The following is a 12,726-nucleotide window of genomic DNA, read 5'->3' on the forward strand; positions in this document are numbered from 1 at the left end:
CGGCCCTCGCCCTTCGTCCAACACGGGCCTTTAGGAGAGGAGACGTCAATGTCGAAATCGTTCAGCGCATTCGGCCTTGCTGTGGGTGCCGTGGTGCTCACCTGTCTGCCGGCCGCGGCGCAAACCAAGGTCACCAACGAAGGCATCTCGGCAAGCGAGATCGTCGTCGGCACCCACCAGGATCTCTCAGGTCCCATCAAGGGCTGGGGCGTCCCGGTCTCCAACGGCATGAAGATGGCGGTGGAGGAGATCAACGCGGCGGGCGGCGTCAACGGACGCAAGATCCGTTTGGTCGTCGAGGACAGCGGTTACGATCCGAAGAAGGCCGTGCTGGCTTCGCAGAAGCTGATCGAGCGCGACAAGATCTTCGCGATGGTGGGGGCGATGGGATCGCCCACCGTGCTCGCCGCGCAGGACATCCTGCTCGACGCCGGCGTGCTTCAGCTCTTCCCGCTGACCGCGGCCGAGTTCACCTTCAAGTTCGATCCGGCCAAGCCGCAGGAGCGACTCAAGTTCAACAATCTGCTGCCCTATGTCGAGAGCACGCGGGCGGCGCTGAAATACATGATGGAGTGGAAGAACTTCAAGAAGCCCTGCATCATGCATCAGGACGACGAGTACGGCAAAAACGTGCTCGACGGCTTCAACCAGCAGCTCACCGCCATGAAGGTGCAGCCGGCCTCGATCACGAGCTACAAGCGCGGCGCCTCCGACTTCAGCGCGCAGGTGGCCAAGATGAAGTCCGACGGCTGCGACCTCGTCGTGCTCGGGGCGGTGTTGCGTGAGCCGATCGGCGCCATGACCGAGGCCAAGAAGCTCGGCTGGGACGTCACCTTCCTCGGCGCCACGCCGACCAACGTGATGGAAGTGCCGATGCTCGGCAAGGACGCCGTCGAAGGCCTCTACGCCGCGAGCGGCTTCGAGATTCCTTACGAGGACACCGCGAAAGGCAAGGTCAAGGACTGGCTCGTCAACTACAAGAAGATGTTCGGCACCGACGCCAACACCCAGGCGATCATCGGCTACAATGCGATGATGACGTTCGCGTTCTATGCGCAGAAGGCCGGCAAGGACCTCACGGGCCAGAAGATGCTGGATTCGCTGGAGTCGGGCGAAAAGTTCCTCGACATCTTCAACTCGCCGCCGACCAAGTTCTCCAAGACCGACCACCTCGCCAACACCATCACCCAGGTGCAGCAGGTCAAGGGCGGCCGCTGGGTGCTGGTGAAGGACAATCTGATGTTCTGATGTAGGGCGGCTCTCGCGACACGAAGGCTGCACCCTCTCCCCTTGCGGGAGAGGGTGGCATCGCGAAGCGAAGCCGAGTGAGGGGTTCTGCCCTACGATGCTTTCTTACCCTCCCCTGGAGGGGGAGGGTCGGCTCGCATCTGAGCGTAGCGAAGATGAGAGACGGGGTGGGGTGACGGTCTCTCCCCATCCAACAGTGTCCGAGTGGAGAGATCACCCCACCCCGCTCGCGCTGCGCGCGATCGACCCTCCCCCTCCAGGGGAGGGTAAGAAGCGTTACGATCCCCCGCCCGCCGTGCCCGAAATCACCGGCGCCAGCTCGTCCTCGCGGCAGCGCCAGCCGTCGGCGGCTTTGACGAACGCGAAGGTCCGCTGGATGCGCAGGCGGCGCGTCACGTTGAAGGCTTCTGCCGCGCGCTCCTTGTTGGCGGCGCCTGGCTGCGGAAGACCCGTCCTCGCGTCCCAGCAGGTGCCGGTGCAGGTGGAGGCGACCTTGCTGCACATGGTGAAAGGCGCCAGCACGGCCATCTCGATCTCGCCCGTGACCTGCGCCTCCTGCTCGGTCACCTGGCTGTCGAGCGCGTAGACGCGGTTGATTCGGAGGAAATTGCCGCAGGAATTGGCCGCATGGATCCGCGCCGCGCAGAAGTCGATGGCGTCGGTGTCGGGGATGCGGGCCGCGACCTGCCGGCCGAACACCTTCCTGGGATCTCCCTTCGCCGCGCGGATTTCGTCGGTCCTGCGCTTCAAATGACCGGCGAGACAATCTTCCGCGGATTCGAGCTCCTGCAGCGGCACGTTCTCCTTGCCGACGAGATTGCATTTGCGGTCGCGCTCTCGGGTCCACCGGCCATATTCGGCGAAGGCAAAGCGCGCGGCGGTCGGGTCCAGCTTGCCGATCAGAGCGCGCACCTCGCCATTGAGCTCGGTCTCGGCCTGCGCTAGCGATGGATCTGCACAGATCAGGGCGCCGGCTGCGGTGTTCGCCGCAAGGCAGTCGAAATCAGGATCGCCCAGGATCGCAGCACGCTCCTCGGTCACCTTGAGCAGGCACGCCTTCACCCGATCGAAATCGTCGGCGCGGATCGCGGTCTGGCCGACGATGCCGCAGCTGAGATTGCGCTGGCGGATCCAGATCGCATTCTCCTCGATCGCCGGCAAGCGATCGGGCAGGCGGGCGAGCCGCGCCTCGATCGCCGTGTTGAGCTTCTCGGCGGAGGCGGCCAGCGTGGGATCACCACAGAACAATTGATTGCCGGGGTCGCGAATCTGCTGGCAGTTGTTCCTGGCAAACAGCGGCAGCCGGTCGGCGAGGGAGGGGCCGGACTGCGCGAACGCGGGAGCGGTGAGCGCCAGCACAGACAGCACGATGAACCGCATTCCAGTCGCCCCCGCATGGAAGGCGCCATGCTAACGTCTGGGATCGCGCGGCGAAATGGCTTTGTGGTGGATGTCGCCCGAAGGAATCAACGCGCCTCGGCGGCGGCCACCGAGACCTGCACCGGCTCGTCGACATATTTCATCACGGCCGATTGGTAGAGTGTGAACAGCGGTTGGTAGCTCCGCGCAGCGCCATCCTCGACCATCGCCATGCGGCGGTTGTCGAGCATCAGCCAGTGGCCGTCGAGCCTTGCTGCGGCAACCGCATGCTCTTCGCCGGCCCTGACGTCGCGCACCACGACGATACGAAGGTCTTCGGCGGCAATGCCGGCCAGCCGCAGCGCGGCCAGCTTGGCGATGGCGTAGTCCTCGCAGTCGCCGGCGCCGCGGGCGAAGGTCGCAAGCGGCGAGCTCCAGACGTCGTCAATGCCGTCATTGGCGGCCCGGATCGCGAGGTTGATGGCGCGGTTGGTTTCGCCGAGCCGCGCCCGGCCGTCGCGGGCGCGGGCCTGGTCGACGATGGCGAGCAGCTTCAGGGCTGCCGGCGAAGCGCAATTGTTCCGGTCGCCGTCGCATAGGGCGAGCTGCACCATGTCGTCGTCGAGCCTGCTCTTCAGGGCCGACCATTTCTGCTGCAAGTTGCCGGACGAGATGGCGAAGGCGAACACGCCGAACGGCTCGGCGGATTTACGCACGAGCATTCCGGCTCCCGGCGACAGCAGCGTGCCGGCGCGAAGCTCGGCGGCCGATCCGAGCAGGACCAGTCCGCACAGGACAAGGATTGCGCGCCAGGCGCGCGAGCGAGCAGCGGTCTCCATCTGACATCCCCTTCCCAGGCTTCGTCAGGTCCCCCTCGACCTCAACGTGCCGGGCTTTGTTGCTTTCGCGGAGATAGTGCGAGATCGGCCGTTTTGTTCTGCTTAACGCGCTGGCCCGGGGCCCCAAAACCGGGGAACAGGCTGAAATACGCTTGGCCAAATTGCGTAAAATTTTACGATTCGCCGGCTAGGAGGTGTCCGGTTGCCGCGAAATGGAACCAATTGCAGGCCCAAGTTGTGGGGCGTGCCGAATCTGGGTCCTATGGCTAACGCCCCCCTATTTCATGGGGTTCTGTTAGTTGGGTCACAGATTTAACTCCGTATTTGCCGCAGGATGCTGCGGGACCTCGCGAAGGAAAGATGACGCAAGTATCTGCTCCGTGACTATACGGAAGGTTACTTTGGATGACTGGAAATGCGTGAAAACAGGTCGGATTCGACTTCCGAATATTTGATATATTACTTTCGCTTCTCTGCAGCGGTGCCCAACCGTATGGCCTCCTTGGGCCAAGTGATGCGAAATCACACAAGCAATAGATGGTATCCCTAAGGACTTGCTAATGCTATGCAAGCTTAGGCGGTCGATACTTACTTAAATTTTAACCCTTTTACGGTGCCCGGTTGAATTACGCTGGCCAATTTGACGGCGCGATTTCCTTGGACGGCCTGGGTTCCCGCTCGCCCGCCGACGCCCATGTCGATTCCTTTACGGCGAAAGCCCATGGTCACGTGCCTGAGGGCGCGTTCGTCGTTCCCGACCCCAACCTGATCTTCAACGGTGAATTCAAGCGCACCGGTCTCGATCTCGTGCTGTCCCATGAGGGGCACGAGTTCGTCGTTCACGATTATTTCCGGGGCGACAAGCGTGCGGCGCTCGCCTCGCCCGACGGCGCCCACCTCACCGGCGACATCGTCAACGCGCTCACGGGCCATGTGCAGGTTGCGCAAGCCGCGCCCGGCGCCACGGCGGCCCAGGTCATCGGCCATGTCACCAAGCTGGTGGGCAGCGCGACCGCCGTCCGCAACGGCGTCTCGGTCATCCTGAACAACGGCGACAATGTCGAGAAGGGCGACGTGGTCTCGACCGGCGCCGATTCGACCCTCGGCATCACCTTCATCGACGGCACCGTGTTCGGCCTGTCCTCCAATGCGCGGATGGTCCTGAACGAGATGGTCTACGACCCCAACGGGTCGAGCAATTCCTCGCTGCTGAGCCTTGTCGCCGGCACCATCACCTTCGTCGCCGGCGAGACCGCCAAGCATGGCGACATGAAGATCGACACGCCGGTCGCCACCATGGGTATCCGCGGCACCGCCGTGCTCACCCAGATCAATTTCGTGGTTCCCCCTGGCGGCGGCGATCCGCAGCCGCAGGCGAGCTTCCAGGTCCTGGTCGAGCCGAACGGCACGACGGGCTCCTACATCCTGTTCGACAAGATCACGCTGCTGCCGATCGCGACGGTCAACCAGGCCGGCCAGATGATCCAGATCAGCGGCGGCAACGTCTCGATCTCCAATGCGCTGATGTCGCCGGACATTCAGAAGCTGATCACCGACGTGTTCACGCTGAAGTTCACCGACAACAACACCAACACCAAGCTGACGACGAACTTCACCGACACGCTCACGCCGATGAGCCAGGACCTGGTGTTCAAGTCGGGTTCGGGTCCCGTCGTGGTCGCGACCTTCGTCAACCTCAATCCGCAGGGATCGGAGGGGACTGGCGCTTCCTCGCCGGGTGTCACGCGTATCCCCGGCCAGCCGATTGCGCAGAGCTTCGACGCCAGCGGCAATGTGAAGACGGCGTTCGCGGTGACGGAGCGAGCCGACACGACCGGCGACACGCATAGCGACACGATTTCCGGCCTGATCCGATTCGTCGATCAAAACCTCGGCGACCGGCCGACGGTGAGCATCAGCCTCGCTGACGCGCCGAACTATATCTACAAGGACGCCGGCCAGCACGACGTCACCGGTTCGCTCTCCGCGCTGCAGAAGCAGGATATCGCGGCGACGCTGATCCAGATCAGCGTCGTCCCCGACGCCGGCAACAACAATAACGGCTCGGCGGTCTGGACCTATACCATCCCGGACAACGTCTTCGATTTCCTCGCGGCCGGTGAAACGCTGACGCTGACCTACATGGTCCGGGTCGACACCAATTTCACGGTGAACCCCGAGTCCAGGCTCATCCCGATCACCATCACGGTCACGGGGACCAACGACAAGCCCACGGTCGCGACGGCGGGCGGAACCGTCATCGAAAAGGTCGGCACCGGCAACGAGGCGCTCGACACCATCACCGGCACGGTCACCTTCACCGACGTCGACTTGACGGACCGGCCGATCGTGAGCGCGGCGCTCTCGTCCACCCATCCGTTCAAATATCTCGACGCGCAGGGCCACGACATCAGCTCGACGCTGACGCCGCAGCAGCTCGCGGCGATCGCCGCCGTCGAGGTGCCGCTGACGGTGGTGCAGGGCGCAGGGAACGGCAACAACGGCTCGGCCACCTGGACCTACAGCGTTCCCGACCATCTGTTCGATTTCCTCGCCGAAGGCGAGACGCTGACCCTCAATTACGTGGTGCAGGTCGACGACGGGCATGGTGGTGTCGTCAGCACGCCGATCACCGTGTCCATCAACGGCGCGGACGTCAACGTCGAAGGCACCAACGACCTGCCGACCATCGTCGCCGACGACACCAATCCGGCCGGTGCGGTGACCGAGGATTCGTCGGCAACGCTCGCAGCCAACGGCACCATCACCTTCAACGACCCTGATCTCACCGATACGCACACCGCGAGCTACGTGCTCAAGTCGACGGTGTCGAGTGCGCACCTGCCCGGCTTCAACGCCGGCACGTCGCATATCGGCACGTTCGCACTTGATCCGGTGGTCGAAAATCCGGGCGCCAGCTCCCGCGGGTCAGTCGGCTGGACCTTTACGCTCGACGACAACAATCCGGTGCTGCAATCGCTGGCCGAAGGCCAGACCATCACGCAGGTCTACACCGTCACCGTCGACGACCACCACGGTGGAACGGTCACCCAGGACGTCACGGTGGTCATCACCGGCAAGAACGACGCGCCGACCGTGACCAGCAGCGCTGCGGCGGCAACCGGCAAGGTGATCGAGGATGCCGGCCTGACCCTGTCGATCGACGGTACGCTGGCGATTCAAGACCTCGATCTGATCGACACCCATACCGCGAGCGCGGTGTTCAAATCGTCGTCCTCCAGCGCGCACTTGCCGGGCTTTGACGAGGGCGCCACGAATCTCGGTACGTTCACGATCGATCCGTCGGTGCTCGAATCCAATACGGACACCAACAACGGCGCGACGCTGATTTGGCACTTCACGCTCGACAACAGCAACGCGATGCTGCAGTCGCTGGCCGAAGGGCAGACCATCACGCAGGTCTACACCGTCACCTTCACCGACAATCACAATGCGACGGTCACGCAGGACGTCACTGTCACGATCACTGGCGTCAACGACGCGCCGACGATCACCAGCGATGCCGAGGCGGCGACAGGTCACGTCGTCGAGGACACGAGCCTGACGCTGTCGATCGACGGCACGCTGGCGATCCAGGATCTCGACCTGATCGACACCCATACCGCGAGTGCGGTGTTCAAGTCGTCGTCCATCAGTTCGGCTCTGTCCGGATTCGATGCCGACAGCACGAATCTCGGCACGTTCACGATCGATCCGTCGGTGCTCGAATCCATCACCGACGCCGACAACGGTGCGTCGCTGGGCTGGCACTTCACGCTCGACGACAGCAACGCGATGCTGCAGTCGCTGGCCGAAGGGCAGACCATCACCCAGGTCTACACCGTCACGTTCGGCGATCATCATGGCGGCACCGTCAGCCAGGACGTCACCGTCACGATCACCGGCGTCAACGACGCGCCGACGATCACGAGCGACGCCGACGCCGCAAAGGGCGCGGTGACCGAGGATGCGCACGCCACCCTCACGGCCGACGGCACGCTGACGATCCAGGATGTCGATCTGACCGACACCCACACCGCGGAATGGTCGTTCAAATCGTCGTCCGTCAGCTCCGACCTGCCGGGCTTCGGCGCCAGCTCGCATATCGGCACGTTCTCGATCGATTCGTCGGTGACCGAATCCGGCACCGATGGCGACAATGGTGCGTCGCTGGGCTGGCACTTTACGCTCGACGACAGCAATCCCATGCTGCAGTCGCTGGCGGAAGGCCAGACCATTACCCAGGTCTACACCGTCACGTTCGACGACCAGCACGGCGGCAAGATCAGCCAGGACGTGACCGTCACGATCACCGGCACCAACGATGCGCCGACCATCACCAGCGATGCCGACGCCGCAAGGGGCGCGGTGACGGAGGATGCGCACGCCACCCTCACGGCCGACGGCACGCTGACGATCCAGGATGTCGACCTGACCGACACCCACACCGCGGAGTGGTCGTTCAAATCGTCGTCCCTCAGCTCGGACCTGCCGGGCTTCGGCGCCAGCTCGCATATCGGCACGTTCTCGATCGATTCGTCGGTGACCGAATCCGGCACCGATGGCGACAACGGCGCGTCGCTGGGCTGGCACTTCACGCTCGACAACAATGATCCCGTGCTGCAGTCGCTGGCGGAAGGCCAGACCATCACCCAGGTCTACACCGTCACGTTCGACGACCAGCACGGCGGCAAGATCAGCCAGGACGTGACCGTCACCATCACCGGCACCAACGATGCGCCGGCGGTGTCCTATGTGACGTCGGACTACATGAATTTCGACGGCCATACCATCGCGGTCGGCGACGTGCCGACGGTCGCGTCCAACGACGTGACGCTGGACGGCTGGGTGAACTGGAACGGGAGCTCCGATCCCGGCCACGGCCAGATCCTGTTCTACAACGGCAACACCTCGACCACCGGCTTCGGCCTGCTCGGGACGGTCAACGCCGACGGCACGATGGAGCTGCAGATCCTCGCAGGCGGCGTTGAGATCGCCGATACCGGCGTGGCGCTCGCGGCCTCGCAGTGGCACAACATCGCGCTGACCCGCGACGCCGGCACCTTCACGCTCTATCTCGACGGCAATCTCGAATATTCGCAGGCCTGGTCGGTTAACGCGATCGACGGCAGTGCGTCGAATCCGTCGCACTCCTACATGATGATCGGTGCTGCGAGCGAGCCGGACGCGGCTGGCTTTGGCGCGGAAGGCTTCTACGGCTCGATCGCCGATGTCAGCGTCTGGACCACCGTGCTGACGCAGGCGCAGATCCAGTCGATCGACTTCACTGCGCTCACCGGCAGCGAGGCCAATCTGGCCGGGTATTACCAGCTCGCCGACGGCAGCGGCAACACGGCCGCCAATACGGCCGGTCCCGCCAATCCCGCCAAGGGCCTTGCAATCGAGGGCGATGCGGACTGGGCCAGCAGCACGTCCGGTCCGGGCGGCGCCCGTGCCGATCTCGTGGAAACCAATGCCGGCCAGCTTGCACACGGCACGCTGGCGATCTCCGATGTCGATGCGACCGATCACGTCACCGTGTCGGTCAGCGAGTTGAATGTGGCTCTTGACGGCGCGGCGCAAACCGGCAGCGTCGGCGGGCTGTCGCATGAAACCCTGTTGAACTATCTCTCGGTCCCGTCCGGCGACATCCTCGACGGCACGGCCACGCACGCGCAGTTCGCGTGGCAGTTCAATTCGGGCGGCCAGGCCTTCGATTTCCTCGCGGCCGGCCAAACGCTGTCTCTGCAATACACCATCGTTCCGGCGGACGGGGTCCGCGCCGGCACGGGCGCGATCGTTACCGTCAACATCGTCGGCAGCAACGATGCGCCGACGCTCGCCGATCTCCACATCGGTCCGCTCGCGGATACGGCCGCTGCCGATACCTTCTCCGACCTGACCGGCACGCTGGCGGGCCACGATGCCGATGCCGGCGAGACGGCGACGCTGACCTATGCCGTGCTCAACGCGGATCATCACGCGGCGACGACGGTTACGGGCCTGTACGGGACGCTGACCGTCAACCCCGACGGCAGCTACAGCTACGCCGCCAATGCGGAGGCCATCAACGCGCTGCCGCAAGGCTCCTACGCGGATGCGTTTACGGTTCAGACCACGGACGTGCACGGTGCGACCGGCACGGCGACGCTCACGGTAGATGTGACCGGCGTGGACGACGCCAACGGCCCGGTCATCGACACAACGCGCTTCTATGTTTGGCACGACAACGAGTCGAACACCGACCTCATCAGCGGTCTTGCGGTGGTCGATACTGATTCCGGCGCCGCGACGGATGACTTCAAGATCACGGCCCTGACCGCACATGATCCGGACAGCACTGTCTCTCCGGCGACGACGAGCGGCAGCCTCGACGACATCAATCTGGCCCTCGCGGATGGCATCACCTACGATCCGGGCGAGACGCCGCCGAATACTGAACAGATCACGTTTACGGCTTTGGACAACACCACGGGCCTGTCCGATACCGTCAACTTCATCTTCAACGAGGCCGGTGACACGGGCCAGGGTGTCCTTCTGGAAGGCGCCGGCGGCAAGGACGTCATCTTTGCGACCGATACCAACGACACGCTGACCGGCGGCGGCGCCAAGGACCAGTTCGTGTTCGCGCCGGGCTTGATGTACGACGGCAACGGGCAGCCCGTCACCGAGCTCTCGCATACCATCACCGATTTCACGACGGGTCTGGACAAGATCGACCTCCGCCAGTTCTCGGACGTCAGCTCGATCGGCAACCTCTCGGTCGTCCAACAGTCCGGCGATACGTTGGTGACCTGGGATCAGCACGTAACTCAGCTCGAGGGGGCGTCGTTCGTCGAGCACGAGTCTCTGTTGCTGAAGAACGTCATTGCCACCAATCTCAAAGCCGGTGATTTCATCTTCCACATCACCTGAGCGCCGCTCGCCGGCTCGTGACCGCGGCAAAAAATTCCATAAGCCTCAGCTGCTCGGGCATAGAAAATCGCGCGCCGACGCTCCATGATCGGTGTGCCCGGCCCGGTCCGGGGCAGGAAGTCCGATCGAAATGAAGCGTCTCAAGATCCTGCGGCGGTGGTTTGCGCAAAAGTTCGGCTTCGCGCGGCTGATGTGCCTTGCGCTGCTGGTGGTGTTCGCCGCCGTGCGCTTGTGGGATCCGCTGCCGATCCAGGAATTGCGGCTGCGTACCTTCGACATGTTCCAGCTGATCGACCCGCGCGACAAGAAGGGCGTGCGGCCGGTCGTCATCGTCGACATCGACGACAAGAGCCTCGCCAAGCTCGGCCAGTGGCCGTGGCCGCGCACGCGGATCGCGGATTTGATCCAGAACCTCACCAGCAGCGGCGCGGTTGCGATCGGTTTCGACGTGGTCTTTTCTGAAGCCGACCGGCTCAACCCGGATCAGGTCGCGAGCCAGATGCGATATCTGGACGATGCCACCCGCGCCAAGCTGCGCGAACTGCCGAGCAACGACCAGGTCCTCTCCGACGCGATCAAGCGCTCGCGCGTCGTGCTGGGCGAGACCGGCCAGCGGGCGATCTCGTCCGAGATCGACAAATCGCTGCCCTTCACCGGCGTCGCCACCGTCGGGGAGGAGAGCGCCGAGCGCTTCCTGTTCGAATTCCCCGGCCTGCTGCGCAACGTCCCGGTCATCGAGAAGGTCGCGGCCGGCCGCGGACTGTTCACGATCAGGCCCGAGCGCGACGGCCTGATCCGCCGCGTGCCGATGATCATGCGCGCCCAGGGCAACATCATGCCCTCGCTCAGCCTCGAGATCCTGCGCGTCGTCACGGGCACGCCGACGCTGCTGGTGCGGACCGACAAGACCGGCGTGCGCGCCGTGCGGCTCAAGGGCGTGGAGATTCCGACCGACAAGAACGGGCAGCTCTGGGTGCATTATGCCCGCCAGGATCCTTCGATCTACGTCTCCGCCGCCGACGTGCTCGACAACACCGTGCCGCCGGCCAGGATCGCCGGCAAGCTCGTGCTGGTCGGCACCTCTGCGGTCGGCCTGAACGACATCAAGACCACGCCAGTCTCCCGGGCCATGCCGGGGGTCGAGATCCATGCCCAGGTGCTGGAGAGCGTGCTGAGCGGTGCGGTGATCTCGCAGCCGAATTACGGCCTTGGCGTCGAGCTGCTCGCCGCGCTGATCATCGGCCTGCTCGTCATCATCTTCACGCCGAACCTCGGCCCCGTGCGCCTCGTGTTGGCGGGCGCGACCTTCGCCGCCATCCTGATCGGCGTGTCCTGGTTCTTCTACGCGCGGTACCGGTTCCTGATCGACTTCACCTATCCGCTGCTGTCGACCACCGCAATCTATCTGACGCTGATCTTCGCGAGCTTCGTGCGCGAGCAGCGCCAGCGCAAGGAGATCCGCGGCATGTTCGCGCAATATCTGTCGCCGGAGCTGGTCGAGCAGCTCACGCCGGAGAAGCTCAAGCTCGGCGGCGAGGAGCGCGAGATGACGATCATGTTCTCCGACGTGCGCGGCTTCACCTCGATCTCGGAGAGTTACAAGCACGATCCGCAAGGGTTGATCACGCTGATGAATCGTTTCCTGACGCCGCTCACCAACGTGATCCGGGCGCGCAAGGGGACGATCGACAAATACATGGGCGACGCCATCATGGCGTTCTGGAATGCGCCGCTCGACGATACCGAGCATGAGATCAATGCCTGCGAGGCGGCGGTCGGCATGCTCGAGAAGATCGACGAGGTCAACAAGGAGCGGGAGCAGGAGGCTGCCGACGGCGGTCACGTCTACATCCCGCTCAATGTCGGCATCGGCCTCAACACCGGCATCGGTGTTGTCGGCAACATGGGGTCCGACCAGAAGTTCAACTATTCGGTGCTCGGCGACAGCGTGAACCTCGCCTCGCGGCTGGAAGGGCAGACCAAGGAATACGGCTTTCCGATCATCGTGGGCTCCAGGACCGCGCTCGCCGCCAAGGACAAGTTCGCGATCCTCGAGCTCGACTTCATCATGGTGAAGGGCAAGAGCGAGCCGGAGGTGATCTACGCCATCGCCGGCCGCGAGGACGTGATGCATTCCGGCGCCTTCCAGCGCCTGCGCAACATCACCATCGAGATGCTCGGCTGCTACCGCGGCCGCGACTGGCAGGGTGCGCTGGATGCGATCGAACGCGGCCGCAAAAGCGAGGACGCGGACACGCTGGAGAAGCTGTTCAGGCTCTACGAGGCGCGCATCAAGGATTTCCAGCTCAATCCGCCGGCCGAGGGGTGGAACGGGGCGTATGCGCTGCTGACGAAGTAGGGGACG

The 12,726-nt window shown here is 64.0% G+C and carries 5 protein-coding genes; 3 read left to right on the forward strand and 2 right to left on the reverse strand.

From position 1 onward, the window contains the following. Positions 1-48 precede the first annotated feature (48 nt). Positions 49-1,248, forward strand: a complete 1,200-nt coding sequence (locus CO669_RS22745) for an ABC transporter substrate-binding protein (RefSeq protein WP_097662166.1) — start codon at positions 49-51, stop codon at positions 1,246-1,248. Positions 1,249-1,524: 276 nt separating this feature from the next. Here the strand turns inward: CO669_RS22745 and CO669_RS22750 are convergent, their stop codons facing one another. Together CO669_RS22750 and CO669_RS22755 are read right to left on the reverse strand one after the other, a co-directional pair. Next, positions 1,525-2,628, reverse strand: a complete 1,104-nt coding sequence (locus CO669_RS22750; RefSeq protein WP_097662167.1) for a lysozyme inhibitor LprI family protein — start codon at positions 2,626-2,628, stop codon at positions 1,525-1,527. Positions 2,629-2,714: 86 nt separating this feature from the next. Then, positions 2,715-3,446, reverse strand: coding sequence for a transglutaminase-like cysteine peptidase (locus CO669_RS22755; protein WP_097662168.1), 732 nt, complete (start codon positions 3,444-3,446; stop codon positions 2,715-2,717). Between the two features lie 621 nt (positions 3,447-4,067). Between CO669_RS22755 and CO669_RS22760 the strand changes: the two genes are divergently transcribed. Continuing rightward, on the forward strand, positions 4,068-10,361 hold the full coding sequence (locus CO669_RS22760; protein ID WP_097662169.1) for a VCBS domain-containing protein: 6,294 nt from the start codon (positions 4,068-4,070) through the stop codon (positions 10,359-10,361). 130 nt (positions 10,362-10,491) lie between these two features. Next, positions 10,492-12,720 carry a CHASE2 domain-containing protein gene (locus CO669_RS22765; RefSeq protein ID WP_097662170.1) on the forward strand — a complete coding sequence of 743 codons (2,229 nt, stop codon included), beginning with the start codon at positions 10,492-10,494 and terminating at the stop codon, positions 12,718-12,720. Positions 12,721-12,726 lie beyond the last annotated feature (6 nt).

It is taken from the genome of Bradyrhizobium sp. Y36, assembly GCF_002531575.1.
Classification (GTDB): domain Bacteria; phylum Pseudomonadota; class Alphaproteobacteria; order Rhizobiales; family Xanthobacteraceae; genus Bradyrhizobium.